The organism is Paludibaculum fermentans (assembly GCF_015277775.1).
Lineage (GTDB): Bacteria > Acidobacteriota > Terriglobia > Bryobacterales > Bryobacteraceae > Paludibaculum > Paludibaculum fermentans.
In genome coordinates this window covers 7,859,330-7,880,697 of the sequence record NZ_CP063849.1, presented here as the reverse complement: position 1 = coordinate 7,880,697, position 21,368 = coordinate 7,859,330, and the positions used below count along the sequence as shown (strand labels likewise).

The following is a 21,368-nucleotide window of genomic DNA, read 5'->3' as shown; positions in this document are numbered from 1 at the left end:
GGCGCCGGACCGTCCTGTGGAGTGGGCGCGGGTGGATTTATGGATCCAGGAGGTCCGTCGCGTCGGCGTGGAGTGAGTCGATCAAGGGCGTGAACTCGAGATCGAAGGGGGAGATGCGCGACAGGAGGCGGACCGGTTCGTAGCCGAAGTCGCGGACGCAGCGCTCCAGGAATGCTGGCGTCTCGATGGTGGCGCTGTGGAGTTGATCCGTCAGGATGAGGCCCTTGCGATCGGCGGGGATGCCATAGCGGAAGATGAGCCGCGCGGCGTTGCGGAGGTTGGTGGTGGTGCGGCGCGCCTGGGGGTCGACGAGGATGGCGTCCTCGGGGATACCGAACTCCGTGCGCAGGGCCTTCTTCATCTCCATGGCTTCGCTGTAGGGGGTGAGGTTGGGGTGGACGTAGCCGCCCGTGACTAGCAGGAAGGGGGCCTTCTTCTCGCGAAATTCACGAACGGCGAGCATGAGGCGGAGGCGGCCGACAGGGGCGAGGGCGACGCCGTCGCGTTCGGGTCCATTGCCGAGAACCACGATGACGGTATAGGGGTAATTCGCCCATGGGGTGGTGGCGATGCGGGCGAGGGCGGCGCGGTTTTCGCCCGATTCCAGGGGCTCGTGGCGGCCGGCTTCGTCATGGCCGTGGAGCAGGAGGAGTTCGATGGAGAACTTGAGCGACGGCTGGAAGAAGAGTTCGAGCGACTTGGGGTCGCTGCCGACGATGCCGGCCATGATCTGGACCATGCGGGCGAAGGCTGGCGATTTGACGTCGTAGGAGGTGAGGTCGAAACGGGGTCCGCGCGGTGGTTGGGCCGGAGCGCCGGGAGCGGCCTGGGGCGGCGGGCCGGATGGGGGTGGACCGGGCATGCGCTGCGGGGACTGGCCAATGGCGAAGAGGTCGATGGCGCGATTCATTTTGCGGGCGGCGTCTTCCCAGGCGGTCTCGAGCAGGGCGGCGGAGGGCTTCGCGCTGTAGCGCTGGAACATGCCGGAGGGGCGGAGGACGCCTTCGACAAAGCGGGCCATGGCGGGGTTGGCGGCGAGGCGGGTGAAGGCCGCGCGGGCCTGGGCGATTTCGTCGTCGGACCAGCGCATGGCTTTGGCGTAGCATTCGACGTCGGCGGCGCAGGCTCGGGGGGCGTCCGCCAGGGCGGCGCGTTTGGCGGCGGCGAGTTGGGCGAGGCCGGGATCGGCTTGGATGAGGGCTCGGACGGACGGAGTCTGCTCGATGGAAGAGAGGAGGTAGAAGTTCTTATCCTGGACCGGGTGGTGGAGGGTGAGGGGTGCGGGCCGTGGCGCGGCCTGGGCCAGAAGGCTGAGAAAGAGGAAGAAGGCCGGAGCGTGGCGGAGACCGTGCGGGTGACCGTTCGTCCGCGAGATGTTCATGGCGGTGTCCTTACTAGTGCCGGGTGGGCACAATGCTGTCATTGTAGCGGGGCGGGCGGGCGATGACTCGAACTTTCCTCTTGCTTACCGAGGGAAGTCTTCGTACACTCATCTAGGAAACCGAGATGAGCAAGCCTAACGACCTTGTGCAGGGCACGCTGGACCTGCTGCTGCTGAAGATTCTGGCGCTGGAGCCGCTGCATGGGTGGGCGATCAGCCTGCGCCTGCGATCGATTTCGGGCGATGTGCTGCAGGTGAGCGAGGGGTCGCTGTATCCCGCATTACACAAGCTGGAGCAGGAGGGCTGGATCCAGGCGGAGTGGAAGCAGACGGAGAACAACCGGCGCGCGAAGTTTTATTCCGTGACGCGGCTGGGGCGGAAACAGCTGGAGACGGAGACGGCGAACTGGCAGCGGCTGTCGACCGCCATCACCAACGTGGTGCAGATCTCGGAGGCTTAGGGACCTATGCGAATGGAGCACTGGTGGTACACGCTGCCGTTGCGGCTGAAGTCGATTCTGCTGCGGCGGAGGATGGAGCGGGAGTTGGAGGAAGAGCTCCAATTCCACCTGGAGCACAAGATTGAAGAGGGCATTGCCGAGGGGCTGTCTCCGGCGGAGGCGCGATACCGGGCGTTGCGGGCGATGGACGGCCTGGAGCAGCGCAAGGAAGAGATGCGCGACCTGCGGCAGGTGCAGTGGCTGACGGATTTCCTGGATGACGTGCGGTATGCGATGCGGAGCCTGCGGCGTACTCCGGGGCTGACAGCGTTTGTGGTGATGACGATCGCGCTGGGGATCGGGATGACGGCGACGCCGTTCAGCATGCTGGATGCGCTGGTGTTCCGGCCGTATCCGGTGGCGAGCCCGGGCGAGATCATGACGCTGATGAGTTCGTCGCGGGACAACCGGTATGACGCGTTCTCCTACCGCGAGTACATGGACCTGAAGGCGCACGCGGAGAGCTACAGCGGAGTGGCTGCGAGCCTGCCGTTGAGCGCGGTGGGCTTCAGCGCGAAGGCGGACACGACGCCGGTGGTGCGCGGCGGCATGCTGGTCTCGGGCAACTACTTCCGGGTGCTGGGTGTGGAGCCGCAGCTTGGCCGTGGATTCCGGGATGACGAGGACACGGTGCCGGGGCGGGATGCGGTGGTGGTGCTGGCTCCGGGGTTTTGGAAGCGGGAGTTTGCCAGCGATCCGAGTGTTGTGGGCCGGGTGGTGCGGTTGAATGGAGCGGAGTTTACGGTGATCGGCGTGGCTCCGGAGTCGTTCCCGGGCATGCTCATCTTCAGCCGGCCGGAATTCTATGTACCGCTGGCGATGGCGAAGCTGTTCTCGACGGATCCGCGGAAGAGCTTCTTCGTGGATCGGGACGACCGGGAGTTGCTGGTGCGGGCGCGGCTGAAACGCGAAGTGACGCAAGCGCAGGCGCAGCATGAGATGGACCTGCTGGCGCGGGGATTTGAGCGCGAGTACCCAAAGTTCAACCGGGATCGTGGAGCGGTGGTGCGTACGCAGTTCGAGTTGCGGACGCGTGAAGATGACGTGAACTGGAAGTTCAGCGTGATCTTCACCATGCTGGCGCTGGGCGTGCTGCTGGTGGCATGTACGAACGCGGCGGGGCTGATGCTGAGCCGGGCGCGGACACGGACGAGGGAGATCGCGGTGCGTCTGGCGATGGGCGCCGGACGGTTCCGGCTGATCCGGCTGCTGCTGACGGAGAGCCTGGTGATCGCGATTCTGGGCGGGCTGGGCGGGATTGGAGTGGGCTATGCGGGGATCGAGCTACTGCAGCGTTTTGAGATCCCGGCGGACCTGCCGGTGACGGTGCCGTTCCGGATGGACCTGCGGGTGCTGACGGCGAGCCTGGCGCTGTCGGTGTTGTGCGCGCTGTTCTGCGGCCTGGCTCCGGCGCTGCAGAGTACGCGGATGGACCTGGCGGCGGGGCTGAAGACAGCGGATGTGGATATGCCCGGACGGAGGCGGCTGTGGGGCCGGAACGCCCTGGTGGTGTCGCAGGTGGCGATGTCGCTGATGCTGCTGGCCGCGTCGTTCCTGATGGTGCGTGGGTTCCGCAGCAGCCTGGGTGAAGGCATCGGATTCGCGAAGGATCACCTGTTGATGGTGAAGTTCGATCCGCGGCTGATTCAGTATTCGGAAGCGCAGACGCAGCAGTTCTACCGGCTGCTGACCGAGCGGCTGCGGGGCACGGCGGCCGTGCGGAGCACCGGGTTGACGCAGAATCCGCCGCTGGGCCTGGACAGTTTCGAACAACTGGCATTTGTGCCGGACGGTTTCGAGATGCCGAGGGATCGGGAGAGTTTCCAGACGAAGATGGACACGGTGAATGCGGGGTACTTCCCGACGATGGGGATTGGGATTACGCGCGGCCGTGGTTTTGCGGAGTCCGATAGCGCGGAGGCGCCGCGGGTCGCGATTGTGAATGAGCATTTCGCCAGGCACTACTGGCCGAACGAAGACGCGGTGGGCAAGCACTTCCGGATGGACGGGCGGACGGGGCCCGCGGTGCGGATTGTGGGGATCGCGCAGACGGTGAAGTATGGCGAGACGTTCGAGAAGGCGATGGATTTCGTTTACCTGCCGATGGCGCAGCATGCGGCTCCGCGGATGGTGCTGATGGTGAAGACGAGCGGCGATCCGATGCAACTGGTGCAGCCGGTGAAGGATGTGGTGCGCGGGCTGGATCCGAACATGCCGATGATTGAGACCCGGACGTATGAGGATTTGTACCGTTACGCGTCGGTGGATGGACCGCAGGTGGCGATCAACCTGGTGGGGACCTTCGGCGCGGTGGGGCTGCTGCTGGCGATGGCGGGCCTGTATGGACTGGTGGCCTACAATGTCGCGCGCCGGACGCGGGAGATCGGGATCCGGATGGCGATCGGCGCGAATCAGATGGACGTGCTGCGGCTGATGATGGGCAAGGGCCTGGTGCTGGTGGGCATCGGGACGGTGATCGGGCTGGGGCTGGGGTTTGCGGTAGAGCGGCTGCTGAACTCGATGCTGTTCAACGCGGGTGGCGTGGACGTACTGGCCTACCTGGTGGTGGTGCCGGTGATGCTGCTGGTGACGACGTTCGCGGCGTATGTACCGGCACGGTCGGCGACACGGATCGCACCAACGCGGGCGCTGCGGTACGAGTAGCGGGCCAGTCCCCTAGTTGTTTGTTTTGACGAGCCCGATCACGTTGCCTTCGGGATCCTTGAACCAGGCGAAGGTGCCGGTGGGGATAGGAATGGGTCCGACGACCTTGGCGCCGCCGAGTTCGACGGCCTTGTCGAGCGAGGCCTGGACGTCTTCGACTTCGACATAGAACATCGTGTAGTTGTGGGGCTCATGGCCCAGGGCGGTGATGTGGCCGGCGATGCCCTGCCCGCTGGCGGTATCGATGATTCCGGCAGGGCCGGCATCCTGGATCTGCCAGTCAAAGAGCCTGGAAAAGAAGTCACCGGTTTTGGCTTTGTCGCGGCAGCCGATTTCGAAGTGAACAACCGGGCGTCCCATGGATTTCCCTCCTGTTGGTGCATCGGGCCTGCGCCGGCCCTGGTGAGTGCCTTGACAGCGCTACGCCCTCTCTGGAATGGGGACCATCGTAGCATGGCGGACGCGGGCGGCAGGTATGAGAACTAGGCGCGGAATTGCAGCCAGTGCCAGAGGGCGAAGAGAGATCCGGCCAGGAAGAGGGTCCCGAAGATGGACTTGTTGTGGCGCCCGAGCCAGAGCGGCAGGTAGATATCGAAGTTGTCGGCACGCTCTGGGGTGAAGCGCGCGGCGACATCGGTGAGAGGGCAGCGGCCGCGGTTGGCGGCCAGGATGGCGCATTCCAGCAGAACCAGGCCGAAGGCTGCGGCCGCCCAGGAGAACCGGCGCAGGGCTGCGGTGACGGGGATCGACACGATGCAGGCGACGAAGAAGAGCCACACGCCGGTGTGGAGGAGCTTCACCGCAACGAGGGGTCCGGTTGGCGGCGGGGGTGGTTCCATGTGAAACCCCAGCTTAGTCGATGGATGACGCGGCCAGAGGGGTGCTCGCCTTGCTTCGGGCCGTACGCATTGTGAGCTGGGATAGAATGGCGGCACGCCATGCACGCGTGGATCCTCAGCGGCATTCTTGTGACATGCGTCTTTGCGGGGGCGTGTCACGCTCCGCCGCAGGTCTTGGCTCCTCGTTCCCTGCCAGACACAGTGAGTCCTCTCGTGATCCGGACGGAGTTCGGCCATGAGCGGGAATGGAAGAAGATTTGCGAGATGGTGCGCGCGCCGGTGCAAGCGCCGGGCAATGAGTTTTACGCGCATGTCGAATTTCTGGATGACGTCATTTTCCGTGGGTTGAGCAAGGACGCGCTGGTGGCGCTCGTGCCGCAGAACTACAAACACACGGTGCTGTTCGTCGTCGATGGAACGACGGTGGGCCAACCGGAGTTCCCGATCCTGGTGGTGGATCTACACGCGGAGAAGGGGCGCTCGTTCCGGGCGATTCCCGCGGCTATCCAGAGCATCGAGAACAATCTTTCCATCGCAAATATGGATTTCTTCGAGTTTGCCGATGCGGTGGAGAGGGATGGAGTGTTTCGCGGGTTTCCGCGGCGGTGAGGCAGGGCAGAAAGCTAATGCGGCGGCGGCAGCGTGATGTTCACGCCGGTGGTTTCCTGGTTGTCCTTGACGTGAACCTCGGCAGGGTTGGACTCACCCCGCTTGGCGGTGAAGAATACAGCCGCGGACGGCGCGAGTCCACGAACGCTGCCTGGATCCACGGAGACGACGTAGTCGCTGCCCGGCAAGGGTTCGATCAAATAGCGCCCGGCGGCATCGGTGCGGGCGGTGCGCATTGGTTTAGACTTCCTCCAGTCCTGACTGTACGACTCAACGGCCTGGACAAGGATCCCCGCGACTGGTTGGCCGTCCGGGAAGGAGACTTGTCCGGAAATGCGGCCGCGCGGCCAAAGAGCCAGATCCCAAACTTCGCAGGATCCAGCGGCGAGGGGCACGCTGACCGGCGCGGGCCGCGCCCCGAAGGGTTCTGATGCGTTCCCGCGTGCGGGCCAGCCAGGCTGAGTGTTGTTGTATTCCTCATCGGGAAGAAATCCGGGCTTCGACACTTCGAGCTGGTAGAAGCCAGGAGGCAAGGCACGAAGCTCGTACCGCCCTTCATTGTCGGTGATGGTCTCGAAGCTCTGATCAGAGGAACGGGCAATGACGGTGACTCCGGGTATAGGGCGCCGGGTGGCGTTCGAGACGCCGCTACGGCTGACCTTGCCGACCAGCCGGGAGGGTCCGCCCAGCGCCTTGACCCGCAGGGCGTTGAGAAGGTACTCATTGCCAGCGAGTGAGAACGTCTTGGAGCAGGATGACATGGACAAGTGGGGCTTCGGTCCGGGATCTGTCCCAGCAAAGACCACATATCGCTCACCGGTCTTGAGCCGGCGATAGCAAGTGGTTCCGGCCATCGTGTCGACATCCACCTCGCGCAAACCCTGGGGAACGTTCCACAATGGTTCCTCAATGACGACGCGAGCCGGACCGGAGCCGCGACCTTCGCCGCTGTCGACAATCACACGGGCGACGAAAACGGTGTTCTCGCTGCGCATTTCCTGACAAGGGCTGAGTGCATTCTCACACCAGCAGCCGAAAAGCGGAGTGGAAACCAGAAATGCGGCCGTGACCAGGCGCATTTGCACATGTTAGGGCATGGGGGCACAGGCTGCAAGCAGACAAGTGTCGTGAGAACAGACCGACTCGCCGGGTTGGGCTAGGCTGGGAGGGTGGGTTCTTTCCAGACAGTGATGCCTCTTTTTCTGTTGGTGTGCTTGGCCTTGCCATTGCGGCCGGCTGACGTGGAGGATGAGGTCCGGGCAGCAGTAATACTGGATGCGGATCGAGACGGTCTGGGCGATGAACTGGAGCAGGCGCTTTTGGAGCAGTTCGTGCCCGTGCTGCAACTGAGCGCCAGGGAGTGCGACGGGTTGCCGGCGGTGTTCCATCCAGGGTTGCCGCAGCCGCAATTACTGGCCCGAAATGGCACGCTCTACGGGCAGGCGTTTCCGCGTACATCGTCCGCGGTATCGGGGCGGTTGATCGAATTGCACTACTACCACCTTTGGACGCGGGACTGCGGCCGGGGCGGGCATGACCTGGATGCGGAGCACGTCTCCGTGCTGGTGCGCGCGCAAACCACGGCCGGAGCCCAGGACGAGTGGAAGGCGCTGTTCTGGTATGCCGCCGCGCACGAGGATACGGTCTGCGACTTCAGCAGCGCGGCGAAGGCTAAGGATCTGGAAGCGGAAGACCGTGGGGCGACGGTCTGGGTGTCTCGCGGGAAACACGCGTCGTTCCTGCATCGCGGCGCCTGTACGTGGGGCTGCGGAGGCGATGTGTGCGAGAACAGCAAGGCTTGGCGGGCCACACGCATCATCAACGTAGGCGAGGCCAGAGCCCTACTGAATGGGACTGAATGGATCCGGTCGACCCATTGGCCCATGCTGGAGAAACTGGGCATCGACTTCACCGAAGAACTGATGGTTTCACTGAACAAGCGGAAGGATCCGGGCGTGATGACGCTGCACGTTCCCTTGCGCGCTCCGCAAGCTGTCCTGCTGGCAGGCGACTCCACGGCGGATGCCCTGGCTGTCAGCGGAAACAAGACAGGCGGAGCGATCGAAACAGCCGGCACAAGAACAGGGAACGCGGTCGCAAAGAGCACCAAAGGAACGGGGCGCGCCCTGCGGGCGACGTTCCGCGAGACCGGACGATTTCTCGGCATCAACCGCAAGTAGGGCCACGCTCCCATGCGCGGCGGCGCGGGAACTGCCCTCGGCGCGACACAGCCGCACCCCCAACGCGGGCGTTCGCCCCGACCTGCGAATCATTGCGTAACTCCCCGTAAACATTCGAATTAATTGAGGCCCTGAAGTCAAACCTTCATGGTAGATTCTCAGAGTTGAAACGTTCGCGCGGCAAGATGTAAGGGAGCAATTTCTGTAACGGGAGCACTTGGGGTCCATGACAATTCGATCCACTCTACTTGCGTTTTCACTCCTGATCTGTCCTGCGGTATTGGCGCAATTCGATTCCGCCGCTGTGGTAGGCGCAGTACGCGATGAGCAGGGCGCGCCGCTTTCGGCCGCGCTCGTTACGCTGCGCAACAACGATACCGGCATCGCGATCACTTCGACAACAGGCGAGTCAGGAGAGTTTGCATTTCCAACGGTCCGCATCGGCACGTATCACCTTACGGCGGAAGCCAAAGGCTTTGCGAAAGGCTCCGCTGAGAATGTCACGGTGAGCGTGAATGCGCGGCAGCGCGTGGACTTCACGCTGAAGATTGGCCAGGTGAACGAGGTGGTGAACGTCGATGCCACCGTGCCTCTGCTGGAGACGGACAATTCCTCCAAGGGCCAGGTCATCGCCACCAGACAGATGGTGGAACTGCCTCTCCAGGGCCGCACCTATTCGAGCCTGGCGCTGCTGGCTCCGGGTGTACGGCAATCGCAGGTGGGCAACCAGGGCTCGATCGCGTTCCGGCGCGAGGGTTCCTACAACGTAAACGGCCTGCGCAGTGTCTGGAACAACTTCCTGCTGGACGGCGTGGACAACAACTTCTACGGCACCACCAACCAGGGCTTCTCGAACCAGTCGGCACAGCCTTCGCCGGACTCGGTGGCGGAGTTCCGCATGGTAGTGAATGCCTATTCCGCTGAGTTCGGCCGCAGCGGCGGCGCTGTGATGAATGTGGCCTCGAAGTCGGGCGGCAACAAGTTTCACGGCTCGGCGTGGGAGTTCCTGCAGAACGAAAAGCTGAACGCCACGGGCTTCTTCAAACCGGTGCTGAACCAGAAGCCGCTGAACAAGCGGAACCAGTTTGGCGCGACGATCGGTGGTCCGATCGTCAAGGACCGCACGTTCTTCTTCCTGGATTATGAGGGTTCGCGCTGGCGGCTGGCTCCGTTCTCACTGACTTCCCTGCCGACATCGGATCTGCGCAACGGCATACTGCCGGTGGATGTGCGGGTACCCATCACCTTCACGGATGACCAGGGCCGCAGTGTTGCGGCCGGCACGGTGATCCCGGCCGGACAGGCGGTCCCGATGACGAAGTTCGCGCGCAAGGTGCTGGCGGAACTGCCCGCGCCCAACCGCGCCGGTGCCGGCGCGATCGGCATCACCAACAACTTCGGCGGCTTCGACCTGAACCGGCTCGACGAGGACAAAGGCGCAGTCAAGGTGGATCACAAGTTCACCGACCAGTTGACGACGTTCTTCCGCTACACGCACCGCAAGCAGAACATTTTCGCTCCGGGCCTCATCACGGGCTTCTCCGGCGGCAACAACCTTGGGTTCCTGGATACGTTCAACCAGCAGGGCATCGCGGGCGTAACGTGGGCGCGGAGGTCGAACGAAGTCTGGGAAGGGCGGTTCGCGGTGACCCGCCTGGGCATGGACCGGCTGCCGGCGGCGGTGGGCGGACCTTCGATGAAGGAGCTGTTCGGCATCACGGGCCTGCCGGAAGGGCCGCGCATCCAGGGCGGCATTACGCCGCAGGACATCACTGGCTTCCCGCGCTTCGGGCGGCAGTCGACGAATCCGCAGGCGCAGTTCCCCACCACGGTGAACGGCCGCCTGAATGTCTCGAAGATTCTCAACCGGCACAACCTGAAGGCCGGGTACGAGAGTCTTTACCTGGCGATCACGGTGGACGACACGAACCCGCTCTACGGCATCGACGGTTTCGGCGGCCTGTACTCGAGGATTCCCGGGCAGAACTTCGGTTCCTACGCGAGTGTCGCGAACACGATCAACTCGCTGGCCGATTTCTATTTTGGCGCGCGCTCGTCCTACCAACTGGCTACGCAGGTGCAGGCGAAGTCGCGGCAGCGTGGCAACTGGTTCTTCGTGCAGGACGACTACCGCGTAAACAGCAAGCTCACGCTGAACATGGGCCTGCGCTACGAGCTGATGACGCCTGTGTACGATGCCGACAACAAGCTCGCCAATTTCGATCCGGCGCAGAACAAGCTGGTGGTCGCATCGGATTCCGACCGCAGCCTGCAGCAGACGAAGCACAACAACTTCGCTCCGCGCCTGGGCGCGGCTTACCAGTTGAACTCGAAGACGGTCTTTCGCGGCGGTTACGGCTTCGGCTGGAACTTCTGGAATCGTATGGCCTCGGCGGAGTACCTGAATACGAACGCTCCGTTTGTCACGCGGTTCTCGACGCTGAACAGTGCCGCGAATCTCGGCACGCTGTGCAGCGGCGACAACTACAGCGGCTGCTTCCGCACCCGGGAGATGGGCTACCCCACGAGCCTCCCCTCCAACGTGATCCTCTACATCGATCCGAAGACGCCCTGGGGTTATGTGCAGAACTGGCACTTCACGATCCAGCGCACACTGTTCAAGGACACGCTGCTGGACTTGGCCTATGTCGGCAATCGCGCCGACCACCTGCCTGTGCTGGGCGACTTCAACCAGGCGCGGCCCATCACCGCGCAGGAGCTCTCCTCCGGCCTGACGACCGGCGGCACGCTGCTGGCACGCCGCCCGTACCAGGGCTTCAACAACATCACTGGCGTGGTGCCCACGGCCTTCTCGAACTACCATTCGCTGCAGGTCAAGTTCGAGCACCGCTCCGACTGGGTCACGCTGCTGAGCTCGTTCACTTACTCGAAGGCGATCGACACCGTGGGCCAGGTGCTGGAGTCGACCAACGGCGGCAGCCCGAATCCGCAGGACATTCGCAACGTGGCCAACGACAAGGGCGCGTCGAGCTTCGATCAGCGGTTCAACTCAGTGACGAGTTTCGTGTTCGACGTGCCATACGGCCATGGCCGGCGTTGGGGCAAGAGCATGCCCTACGCCCTGGACGCGATCACCGGCGGATGGCAGGTGTCTTCCATCGTGACGCTGCAGAGCGGCCAGCCGTTGAACATCCGCTATCCCGACACGGCGGGCATCGTTTCCGACGGCCAACCGGACTTCCTGGGGAACGTGGCGCTGCGGCCCAACGTGATCGACGGTACGGCCGGAGTGCGTACCGCGGGCAGTGACTACACCAACTACTTCAACAAGGCGAACCTGGCGATTCCGTCGGTGACTTCGCCGTTCGGAAACCTGGGCCGCAATGTGGCCTATGGCTTCCCGCTGTACCAGACCGACATGGTGCTCGCCAAAAACTTCGCGCTGCCGATGATCAACGAAGGTGCGCGGTTGCAGTTCCGGGGCGAGTTCTACAACCTGTTGAACAAGACGAACTTCACGGCTCCGACGGTGGATCTGTCCAGCGCGTCTTTCGGCCGCTCCGGTTCGACGTTCGATCCGCGGTATGTCCAGTTCGCCCTGAAGCTCATCTTCTAGGGGCGAAATTCAAGCCAATCGAAGGGACGGGCGGCCGCCATGGCCGCCCGTTTTCCTTTAGGGATGCAGATACATCTCGAGATACTTGGTGATAGGCACCCAGTCTCCCGGGATGGTGCCGTGACCGCCGGCATGCATGTGGTAGCCGATGTCGTGGAAGATGGGCTCCCCTGCCTTGGGCATCTGATCGGTGCCGAGACCTTGTTTGCCCAGCAGCTTGTAGACGGGTTCGGCTGCGACGGCAGCGAGAAATTCACCTTTGGGGTCGGACCAGAGATCCCCGTCACCGGTCTGCAGGAACACCGGCCTGGGGGCCATCAGGGCGACGAGCATGTGCGCGTCGACGGGGCATTGCTCGGGGTGTTCGGCATATTTGGCGCGGTTGGCGGCGAACTGATAACCGAAGCGCGACGGCGCAGTCATGTGGGCGATGGTCTCGCCGAAATTGCGGCGGCTCAGCGCGGCTCCGCCTTCGCCGGAGCAACTGGCCACCACCAACGCAAAGCGAGTGTCGTGGACGCCCGCCCACAGGACGGTCTTGCCGAGACGCGACACGCCATAGAGCGCGACGCGTTTGGCATCGACTGACTGCTCGGTCTCCAGGTAATCCATGGCCCGGCTCAGGCCCCAGGCCCACGCACTGATGGCGCCCCACTCGTCGGCCGCCGGTTCCGCCTGGCCCGGCTTCAGGTAGTGCGCGCGGACTCCAAACGGCAGGCCGCCCGGGAAATCGGGATCGATATCGCCGTAGTAGATGCCGGCCACGCCAATGCCTTTCTCCAGCAGGCCGTCGATGTTCATGCGGCCCAAGCCGCCGCCGCGCTGGGCCGGCACCTTTTTCTTGTCGCGATTCCACATCTCGCCCAGCTTGATGCCGGGGTCGTTGAAGATGGAGGCGTTCGGGGAGAAGTTGATGCACAGCAGAAGCGGTACGGGTTTGGTGGCCTTGGCCGGGACGTAGATGACAATGTCTTCCTTCGGACCGTTCCTGTCCGCCGAGAAGTAGACGGTCACCTGTTTGCGCAGCGCCTTGCCCTCCATCGCCGGCGTGCCTTTGTCAAAGACGTCGAAACTCATGGCCGCGGGACGGCCCGGCGTCCTGCCGAACTGTTGCTCCTCATAGAGCTTCACGAGTTCGGGGCGGCGTTTGGCATTCCAGTCCTTGGCGTTCTTCACCGGCTTGCCGTTGGCCAACTTCAGAACGTCAGGCAAGGTGTAGCCGCCCGCCAGCGCCTCATCATAGTTGACGGGGAATCCGGCCACGACGGAAGGAGGCTTCGCCGCTGCCGGAGCGGTGGGCGGTGGGGCCTGCGCAACGGCCGGTAGCACGAGGAGAGTGAAAGCCACGAGCGAAGTGGCGAGGCGGGGCTGGGATCGCATGGAGACATCTTATCCCCGATGCGAATCAATGCCGGGCGCGCCTCTTCTATAATTCAGACAGTCGAGACCGATTGCGCAGGAGGAAGCCATGTCCCAGGATCGCCTTAGCCGCCGGGAGTTCGGTTTATTCGCGGCAGCCGCCGCGGCCGCGCAGCCCGCCGGCCTGACCGCACAGCAAGTGGTGGAGCGCATCCAGAAGAACGTCGGAGTCCCCTGGCGCGCGGCCACTATCGACACCTTCAAGGCAGGCAATCCTGAGACGGTGGTGAAGGGCATCGCTACCACCTTCATGACGACCCTTGAGGTGCTGCAACGGGCCGCTGCCTCGGGCAGGAACCTGATCGTCACCCACGAGCCGACGTTTTATTCGCACACCGACGTCGTGACGCAGTTGACCGAAGATCCGGTGTACCAGCACAAACGCGAGTTCATCGAGAAGAACCAACTCGTGATCTGGCGCTTCCACGACCACTGGCACATGCGCAAGCCCGACCCCGTCACCACAGGCCTGATCCAGGACCTGGGCTGGACGAAGTACCTGTCGGAGAAAGATCCACGCATGTGCGTGCTGCCCGAGTTGACGCTGGGCCAACTGGCGCAGCAGATGCAGAAGAGCATGAAGTCGCGGACCATGCGAGTCGTCGGTGATCCAAAGACCAAGGTGAGCCGTGTGGTGCTGTACCCCGGCGCCGGCAATCCGATGTTCGCGGTGAAGCTCAATCCCGAATCCGAAGTATTCGTCGGCGGAGAGTCGACCGAGTGGGAAGGCGGAGCCTACGCCCGCGATGTGATCACGGCCGGAATCCGCAAAGGCGTCATCTTCCTGGGGCACGAAGTGTCCGAGGAGCCGGGCATGCGGCTGTGCGCGGATTGGCTGAAGACGTTTATCCCGGAGGTCCCGGTGGAGTGGATTTCTGCCGGCGAACCGTTCTGGCGCCCGGTTGCCTGAGCGGGCGCGTGTCCGGCCAGACACGGCGTGTCTGAGCGGACACGCGGTCACCATCCAGCAACGTCTTTATTTTCAACAACATCACGTTTGGCCTCCGGCCTGCATTCTGTGTGTGCATGGAACACAAGGAATACGGACACGGACAGTTCAGCCGCCTGTTGGCGGTGGTGATGCTGGCAGCGGCGCAGTCGCGCGCCGCCGAGAATGCGGGTACGGCTCAACGGATTGTGGTCAGTATCCCGGACCGCAAGCTGGCCCTGGTGGAAGACGGCGTGGTGGTGAAGATCTATGATGTCGCGGTTGGCAAAACCACGACGCCCAGCCCCACCGGCACGTTTGAGATCGTCAACCGCATTCCGAATCCCACCTGGTACGGGCCGGCGAAGGTCGTGGGTCCGGGCAAGACCAATCCGGTGGGCACCCGCTGGATGGGCCTGAGCGCCAAGGGCTACGGCATCCACGGCACCAACCGGCCCGAATCCATCGGCAAAGCTGCTTCCAAAGGCTGCATCCGCATGCGCAACGAAGACGTGGAAGAGCTGTTTGAGCTCGTGCGCGTCGGCGCCACGGTCGAACTGTCCGTCGAGACTTCCGAGTTGTTCCAACCCAAAGGAGACCACCTCAATGTTGTTGCTGAAGTACCTCTTGATGGCGACCGGAGCATCGTTGCTGCTGGCGGCGGCGATCATCCTCGTCCATGACCTTTACCTGCTGCTCAAAGTCCGCCGCGAGGAACCCGCGGACGGTGAAGTTGAAACGGCGGAGGCTGCGGAACCCGCTCGCCCTATCCGTTGGCGGCTCGGCCTGCGCCTGGCTATCCTGGCCGCCCCGCCGCTGGTGATCGCGCTGAGTATCCTCGTGATCCCCAGTGGCTCCGCCGGCATCCGCGTCAGCCAGATCTCCGGGCCGCTGCCCGGCACACTATATCCCGGCGTCCACGCCGTAACACCAATGATCGATAGCGTCGTGCTGTACAACATTCGCGATAGCGTGTTCACGGCCGCCGCCTCTGACGACCCAAAGAAGAAGCCGGAGGGGCTCCGCTCGCAGAGCAAGGAGGGCTTGAACGTGAGCCTGGCCGTCACCGTGCGTTATCGCCTGGACCCAAACCAGCTCTACAGAATCCATACCTCGCTACCAGAATCGGTGGACGAAGACGTGGTCGCGCCGGTCGTTACCAGCGCGTTCCGCGAACTCACCACCAACTATCCCATCCGCGACCTCTTCTCCGGCAAGCGCGACGAGATCCGGCAGATCGCGGCCGGACGCATCGCCAAACGCCTTTCAGCGGATGGCATCGTGGTGAAGGAAGTGATCCTGCGCGACGTGCAGTTGCCCGCCGAGTACGCTCGCGGCCTGGAAGCTATGCTTCTGAAGGAACAGGAGAACGAACGCCTCACCGTGGAATTGGAGGCCAAGGAGAAGTCGGTGAAGGTCGCCCAGATGGAAGCCTCCAGCCAGCGCGACATCGCCATCAAGGAAGCCGAAGGGCAGGCGCAGGCCAAGCTGCTGGACAGCCGCGCCGAGTCGGAGCGGCAGAAGCTACTGGCCGAAGCCGAAGAGGTGCGCATTCGGCGCGTAGCCTCGGCCAATTCGGAGAAAATGCGATTGGAAGCCGTGGTGCTGAAAGAGAATCCCATGCTGATTCAGAAGATCATCGCCGAACGGCTGTCCGATAAGGTGCAGATCATGATGATCCCCGCCGATGTGAAGAACTTCTTCGCCACCGATGTACTGCGGAGCGCTATGACAGGGCACTCCGCGCAATGAGGAGCGTCACAGGGGGCGGGCCGCAAATAGCCCGTCCCCGTGTCTATTCTGCTATGATCCGGGCGTTGATCCAAAAAGCCATTGCGGTGCTGTTTTTCGTCTCGCAAATCGTGTTTGCGCAGACGCTGGACGAGACAGCGCAGGCGTTGGGCCGCAGGGTAGCGGCCCGTATTCCGGCGGGCACCGCGGTGCACCTGAGCGGCCGGAATCTCTCCAGTCTGAGCAACTCCGACCTGGCCGTGGCGCAGCGGGCGATCGACCGCGCCCTGCGGCGCCGCACTCCACGGCAGGCTCCGGTGGCGGAAGTGCGGTTGACTCTTTCGGAAAGTCCGCGGGAATTTCTGTTGATTGTCGAGATCCGGCGGGAAGGCGAGCGCGCCGTAGAGATGGCCTCTTACCGTCCGCCGGCGGTGGTCACCGCCAATCTCCCCACGCTGGAGCGCCGCCTGCTTTGGGAACAGGATCGACCCATCCTCGACGCGATGCCTGTGCAGGACCGCCTGCTGGTGCTGGATCCGGAGAAGGTGACCGTGTACCTGCGCCGGTCCGGCATCTGGGAACCAGCCTCGACCCGCGATCTCGACCTGCCTCCGGCGCGCGATCCGCGCGGGCGCCTGCTGTTGGACGCGGAGAGCCTTCGAGTGTTGGCTCCGGGCTTGAGCTGCCGCGGAGCCTGGCAGCCGGCGCTCGACCTGAACTGTGAGAACCAGCCGGGCGAGTTCGAAGGCGGGCCGGGTGCCTCGCACTTCACCCCGGCGCGCAACACGCTGGAAACCGAGGGCTGGCCGGTCTTCTACTCTTACGCCCGGCTGGGCACCGCCGCGCGGCCGTTGCACCTGCTCTCCGGCCTGGACGGACGGGTTCACCTCTACAACCAGGATCAGCGCCCCCTGGCTGTGATCGACGATTGGAATAGTGATTTCGCGCCGGCCTGCGGTGGGCAGGTGCTGGCGGCCAAGGCCAGCACACGGGCAGGACTGGACGTCGTGACCGCCTACCGGATCGTGGACGGCCGGGCGGTGGAGACCTCGGAACCCGCCGAGTTCCCAGGCTCCATTACCGCGCTATGGCCCATGCCTGGCGGCGCCCTGGCCGTCTGCCGCACGGCCCCTTCAGGAAGATATGCAGCGTACAGCCTTACTCTGGATTGCAGCCGCTAGCCTGCTGGCCGCGGGGCAGCGGCCGCACTACGGCGGAACCCTGCGGATCGAAATCCGCGCCGTCGTTCGCAATCTTGATCCCACCGACATTGCCGTGGAACCGACGGAGGCCGCCGCCAAGGAGCAGTTGACCGGCCAGGTGTATGAGACCCTCGTGCGTCTGGACGATCGGGGCGAACCGCAGCCCTGGCTGGCCACTTCGTGGATCCACGACACGGCGCGCAAGAAATGGGTGTTCACCGCTCGCCCGAAGGTCCAGTTTCAGAACGGGGTGGTGTGGGCGCCGCCGGGCGGAGTCATCAGCATCGGAGACGACCGGCCCATCGAGCAGATCCTGCGCGATCTGGCCCGGCCGAAGAACGCGGTGGTGATTCGCGGATCGGACGGCGCACTGGTGGGCACCGGTCCCTTCAAGTTGAGCCAGTTTGAGCCCAACGCGAGCATCGTGCTCGCGGCTCACGAGAACTACTGGGGTGGACGGCCGTTTCTCGATGCGATTGAGATTCGCATGGGCCGTCCGCTGCGCGAGCAGGCGCTGGATTTCGAGATGGGCCGCGCCGACATCACGGAGATCCCCATCACTGAAGTGCGGAGGGCCCGTCAACGCGGCAGCATCGTGCTGCAATCGCCGCTGGTGGAGACGCTCGCCCTGAGCTTCGATAACGCCTCCACGCCGGTGCAGAGGGAAGCTGTCGCCCTGTCGCTGGACCGCAGCGCCATCCAAAGCGTGCTGCTCCAGAAATGGGGCGAGGCCAGTGGAGCCCTGGCGCCGCAATGGCTGAGCGGCTATGCCTTCGTCTTCCCGACAGACCGCGATGTCGTCAAAGCCAAACAACTGGCCACCGGCTCCGCTCCGCTGTCGTTCACCTACGACCGTCAGGACCCCGTCCTGCAAAGCGTGGCGGAGCGAATCGCCTTGAATGCGGCCGAGGCGGGTCTCACGCTGCGGAACACGCCGGGAAGCCCCGGCCTCCGCCTGATCCGCCTGCGCGTCACCCAGCCCGATCTCGAGTGGACATTGGACCAGTTCGCCCTGGCCCTGCCCCCGGCACAGCGGACGGGCAGTGGATGGGAACGGGAGCAGGCCTTGCTGGAGGGCTTCCGGGTGATCCCCCTCGTGCACCTGCCGGCTTCCTATCTGGCGAGTCCGCGTGTGCGGCAATGGAACCCGGCCGTCCGCTGGACGCTGGCCGAGGTGTGGTTGCCCGAGGCGCGTCCATGACCTTCCGCACAAAGCTGCTGCTCATCACGTCGCTCACCGTCACCGGCAGTGTTGCCCTCGCGACAGGCGCGATCTCCCTGTGGACCCGGCTGACGTTTGAGCGAATGGACCTGGATCGGCGCCAGACCGCGCTTCGCCAATTCCAGAAGGACCTTTCGACACGCGGCCAGGAGGTGGCGGCACGGGTCCAGAAGGCGGCCATTTCGGAAACGGCGCTGCGGGTCGCCATCGAAGCGAACCGGCCGTCGCCCGACCTGTCGCTGCTGCTGAACGACGCGCGCACACTGGCCGAGACGCAGAGCCTCGACTTCCTGGACCTTGTACAACCCGACCTCTCCATCCTCTCGTCCGCGCACTGGCCCGCCCGCTTCGGCTACAAGAACGACTGGGCCGGCGCCGAGAGCGGCCGGACTTCGCCCGATCCTTTCCTGACGCGAGTGCCGACACAGGAAGGCAGCGCTGCCGCACTGGCAGCGGTCCGCACGGTGAATGCGGGCGAGAAGAAGATCTTCGTGCTGGGCGCCGAACGGTTGAACCCGTCGTTCCTGGCCTCCATCGGCGCGAGCCCCGGTACCCGCGCCGTGCTGTGGCTCTCGGCCCAGGAAGTATTCGACGCGAACGGGCCGCTGATCCAGGGAGACCGCCTGGCCCTCTTGGCGGCCGAAGTGGAGCGCACCGGCAAGCCCGCCAACGCCACCATCCAATGGGAGGCATCCAACGAGAGCGCTGAAGCGCTACAGGCGATGCCGTTTCTGAGCGGCGGCAAGGTGGTGGGCGTCTTGTTCATTGGCACGTCTTTGCGGGAACAGATCCGCTTGCAGCGCTCGATCCTGTGGACTGGCCTGCTGGTGGGCGCGTCAGGCATCCTGCTGGGGCTGCTCACGGGATTGTGGACCACGGAACGAGTCACGCGGCCCGTGAAGCTGCTGGCGGCGGGCGCCAAAGCCGTAGCGGGCGGGGACTTGAATGCGCGAGTGAGCATCTCGCCAGGAGACGAAATCGGCGACCTCGCCGAGTCGTTCAACGCCATGACCGTGCAGCTCTCGGAGCAGCGCGCCCGCGCGATCCAGGCGGAGCGCGTCGCGGCCTGGCGCGAACTGGCCCGGCGCCTGGCCCACGAGTTGAAGAACCCCCTCTTCCCCCTGCAGATCACGGTAGAAAACCTGCGCAAGGCGCGCGCCCAGCATCCGCAGCAATTCGAAGAGGTCTTTGAGCAGTGCACGTCGACGCTGCTGGCCGAACTCGGCAACCTGCGCGGCATCGTCGACCGCTTCAGCGACTTCGCCAAGATGCCGCAACCCACCAAAGGACCAGCCGAGTTAAACGAAGTGGTGCGCGGAGTCGTGCGGTTGTTCGAAGCCCAATTTGCCGCGCGAACCACGGCGCCCATCGAACTCGCCCTGCAACTCTCCAGCGAGCCCCTGCCGGTGCAACTCGACCAGGAGCAGATGGGCCGGGCGTTGAAGAACCTGGTGCTGAACGCGATGGACGCCATGCCGGCCGGCGGCACGCTTCGAATCCGCACGGCCCAGGCAGGAGGCAGCGTCTCCCTGGAAGTGGCGGATAGCGGCCAGGGCCTGACGCAGGAGGAGTGCGAGCGCCTGTTCACGCCGTATTACACAACGAAGCGCCACGGCACCGGACTCGGGCTGGCGATCGTCCAGAGCGTCGTCAGCGACCATCAGGGTAAGATCAGCGTGACCAGTGAGCCGGGCAAAGGAGCCTGCTTCCTGATCACACTGCCCGCCGGGAGGGTCGAGTGAGCCACCTGCTGATTGTCGACGACGAAGCGAACACCCTCGCGTCCCTCTCGCTCGCCTTCCGCCTCGCCGGCCATCAGACGACGCTCGCCGACAGCGCGCAGCGTGCACTGGAGTGCGTCCGCACGCAGGTTTTCGACCTGATCCTCTCGGACGTTGTGATGCCAGACAAGGACGGCATTGCCCTGCTGGAAGAGATCCGGGGCCTGGGCATCTCCACTCCGGTGATCATGGTCTCCGGCCAGGCGACGGTCGACATGGCGGTGCGTGCGACGAAACTGGGCGCGCTCGATTTCCTGGAAAAACCGCTCTCCACCGACCGGCTGCTGCTGGCGCTGGACAACGCTCTCAAATTGACCCGGCTCGAAGCCGAGAACCGCGAATTGCGGCAGCGCGTGGGGCGGCACGAGATCGTCTGGAAGAGTGACGCAATGCGGCGCGTGATGACCCAGGTGGAACGAGTGGCCACCGGCGAGTCCCGCGTCTGCATTCTGGGTGAGACCGGAACCGGCAAGGAGCTCATCGCCCGGGCCGTCCACGAAAAGAGCCACCGGCGCGGCGGCCCGTTCATCACGCTGAACTGCGCGGCCGTCCCGCAGGAATTGATCGAGTCGGAACTGTTCGGCCACGAGAAGGGCTCGTTCACCGGAGCCACCGCCCGCCAGTTGGGCAAGTTCGAACAGGCTCACGGCGGGACGCTGTTCCTGGACGAGATCGGCGACATGCCGGCCGTCATGCAGGCGAAGTTCCTGCGGGTGCTGGAAGAGGGAGAGATCGAGCGCATCGGCTCCAGCAGTACCGTGCGCGTGGACGTGCGTGTCGTCGTGGCCACCCATCGCAATCTGGAGGAACAGGTGCGCGCGGGCAGCTTCCGCCAGGATCTCTTCCACCGCGTCTATGTCATTCCCGTGCAACTGCCTCCGTTGCGTGACCGCAAGGGCGACATCCCAGTGCTGGTCGAGCATCTGGCGGCGCAGATCAGCCAGCAGAACGGCTGGCGCGTGCGAGGCTTCACCAGCGGAGCACTCCAGGCGCTGGAGGGATACTCGTGGCCGGGCAACGTGCGCGAGCTGCGCAATGCAGTGGAGCGGGCGCTGCTGCTGGCCGAAGGCGAGGTGGATGAGGAGGCCGTGCGCCTCTGCCTGCCGCATTCGAGAGAAGCCGGCGCGGCCACCGGAACGCTGGCGGCCCGGATGGACGCCTTTGAGAAGGAGACTATCCTGCAGGAGCTGAAGCGCCAGCAGTACAACATGACCGAGACAGCGCGGGCACTGGGCCTGGAGCGCAGCCATCTCTACAAGAAGTGCGCGCAGACGGGCATCGAAGTCGAGTCGCTGCGCAAGGGGCAGTAGGATTCCCCGTGTCAGGAGCAATGGT

General features: G+C 64.3%; 17 protein-coding genes. 12 read left to right on the top strand and 5 right to left on the bottom strand.

Features of this window, described 5'->3' with window-relative positions; translation table 11 throughout:
- Nucleotides 1–37: 37 nt before the first annotated feature.
- Nucleotides 38–1,381 (bottom strand): YdcF family protein, encoded by a 1,344-nt coding sequence (locus IRI77_RS31285; protein ID WP_194448876.1) that lies wholly within the window; start codon nucleotides 1,379–1,381, stop codon nucleotides 38–40.
- Nucleotides 1,382–1,506: 125 nt separating this feature from the next.
- Between IRI77_RS31285 and IRI77_RS31280 the strand changes: the two genes are divergently transcribed.
- Nucleotides 1,507–1,842 (top strand): PadR family transcriptional regulator, encoded by a 336-nt coding sequence (locus IRI77_RS31280; RefSeq protein ID WP_194448875.1) that lies wholly within the window; start codon nucleotides 1,507–1,509, stop codon nucleotides 1,840–1,842.
- Nucleotides 1,843–1,854: 12 nt separating this feature from the next.
- Entirely contained in the window at nucleotides 1,855–4,545 is a 2,691-nt protein-coding gene (locus IRI77_RS31275) for an ABC transporter permease (protein WP_194448874.1), read from the top strand.
- Nucleotides 4,546–4,557: 12 nt separating this feature from the next.
- Here IRI77_RS31275 and IRI77_RS31270 read toward each other — a convergent pair whose 3' ends face one another.
- Nucleotides 4,558–4,905 (bottom strand): VOC family protein, encoded by a 348-nt coding sequence (locus IRI77_RS31270; protein WP_194448873.1) that lies wholly within the window; start codon nucleotides 4,903–4,905, stop codon nucleotides 4,558–4,560.
- A 122-nt stretch (nucleotides 4,906–5,027) separates the two neighbouring features.
- The gene (locus IRI77_RS31265; RefSeq protein WP_194448872.1) at nucleotides 5,028–5,384 is read right to left on the bottom strand and encodes a hypothetical protein; all 357 of its coding nucleotides are present in this window, start codon (nucleotides 5,382–5,384) and stop codon (nucleotides 5,028–5,030) included.
- A gap of 99 nt (nucleotides 5,385–5,483) precedes the next feature.
- Between IRI77_RS31265 and IRI77_RS31260 the strand changes: the two genes are divergently transcribed.
- Nucleotides 5,484–5,993: a DUF6924 domain-containing protein gene (locus IRI77_RS31260; protein WP_228486417.1), complete on the top strand. Its 510-nt coding sequence runs from the start codon at nucleotides 5,484–5,486 to the stop codon at nucleotides 5,991–5,993.
- 14 nt (nucleotides 5,994–6,007) lie between these two features.
- Here the strand turns inward: IRI77_RS31260 and IRI77_RS31255 are convergent, their stop codons facing one another.
- Nucleotides 6,008–6,988 carry a carboxypeptidase-like regulatory domain-containing protein gene (locus tag IRI77_RS31255; RefSeq protein WP_194448871.1) on the bottom strand — a complete coding sequence of 327 codons (981 nt, stop codon included), beginning with the start codon at nucleotides 6,986–6,988 and terminating at the stop codon, nucleotides 6,008–6,010.
- Nucleotides 6,989–7,183: 195 nt separating this feature from the next.
- On the opposite strand from IRI77_RS31255, the gene IRI77_RS31250 reads away from it, so the two are divergent.
- Both IRI77_RS31250 and IRI77_RS31245 read left to right on the top strand, forming a co-directional pair.
- Nucleotides 7,184–8,173 carry a hypothetical protein gene (locus IRI77_RS31250; RefSeq protein ID WP_194448870.1) on the top strand — a complete coding sequence of 330 codons (990 nt, stop codon included), beginning with the start codon at nucleotides 7,184–7,186 and terminating at the stop codon, nucleotides 8,171–8,173.
- Between the two features lie 304 nt (nucleotides 8,174–8,477).
- Complete coding sequence (locus tag IRI77_RS31245) at nucleotides 8,478–11,750, top strand: TonB-dependent receptor (RefSeq protein ID WP_194448869.1); 3,273 nt, start codon at nucleotides 8,478–8,480, stop codon at nucleotides 11,748–11,750.
- A gap of 57 nt (nucleotides 11,751–11,807) precedes the next feature.
- Here IRI77_RS31245 and IRI77_RS31240 read toward each other — a convergent pair whose 3' ends face one another.
- On the bottom strand, nucleotides 11,808–13,130 hold the full coding sequence (locus IRI77_RS31240) for an alpha/beta hydrolase family protein (protein ID WP_228486416.1): 1,323 nt from the start codon (nucleotides 13,128–13,130) through the stop codon (nucleotides 11,808–11,810).
- A gap of 88 nt (nucleotides 13,131–13,218) precedes the next feature.
- On the opposite strand from IRI77_RS31240, the gene IRI77_RS31235 reads away from it, so the two are divergent.
- The 7 genes from IRI77_RS31235 to IRI77_RS31205 all read left to right on the top strand — a co-directional run bounded on the left by IRI77_RS31235 (nucleotide 13,219) and on the right by IRI77_RS31205 (nucleotide 21,343).
- On the top strand, nucleotides 13,219–14,079 hold the full coding sequence (locus IRI77_RS31235) for a Nif3-like dinuclear metal center hexameric protein (RefSeq protein WP_194448868.1): 861 nt from the start codon (nucleotides 13,219–13,221) through the stop codon (nucleotides 14,077–14,079).
- A gap of 116 nt (nucleotides 14,080–14,195) precedes the next feature.
- Nucleotides 14,196–14,780, top strand: coding sequence for a L,D-transpeptidase (locus IRI77_RS31230; protein ID WP_194448867.1), 585 nt, complete (start codon nucleotides 14,196–14,198; stop codon nucleotides 14,778–14,780).
- Nucleotides 14,704–15,849, top strand: a complete 1,146-nt coding sequence (locus tag IRI77_RS31225) for a prohibitin family protein (RefSeq protein ID WP_194448866.1) — start codon at nucleotides 14,704–14,706, stop codon at nucleotides 15,847–15,849. The genes IRI77_RS31230 and IRI77_RS31225 overlap by 77 nt, the downstream gene beginning before the upstream one ends.
- A gap of 65 nt (nucleotides 15,850–15,914) precedes the next feature.
- Nucleotides 15,915–17,009, top strand: coding sequence for a hypothetical protein (locus IRI77_RS31220; protein WP_194448865.1), 1,095 nt, complete (start codon nucleotides 15,915–15,917; stop codon nucleotides 17,007–17,009).
- The gene (locus IRI77_RS31215; protein ID WP_194448864.1) at nucleotides 16,972–18,231 is read left to right on the top strand and encodes an ABC transporter substrate-binding protein; all 1,260 of its coding nucleotides are present in this window, start codon (nucleotides 16,972–16,974) and stop codon (nucleotides 18,229–18,231) included. The genes IRI77_RS31220 and IRI77_RS31215 overlap by 38 nt, the downstream gene beginning before the upstream one ends.
- Nucleotides 18,228–19,994 (top strand): sensor histidine kinase, encoded by a 1,767-nt coding sequence (locus tag IRI77_RS31210; RefSeq protein WP_194448863.1) that lies wholly within the window; start codon nucleotides 18,228–18,230, stop codon nucleotides 19,992–19,994. The genes IRI77_RS31215 and IRI77_RS31210 overlap by 4 nt, the downstream gene beginning before the upstream one ends.
- Nucleotides 19,991–21,343 carry a sigma-54-dependent transcriptional regulator gene (locus tag IRI77_RS31205; RefSeq protein WP_194448862.1) on the top strand — a complete coding sequence of 451 codons (1,353 nt, stop codon included), beginning with the start codon at nucleotides 19,991–19,993 and terminating at the stop codon, nucleotides 21,341–21,343. The genes IRI77_RS31210 and IRI77_RS31205 overlap by 4 nt, the downstream gene beginning before the upstream one ends.
- Nucleotides 21,344–21,368: the final 25 nt, after the last annotated feature.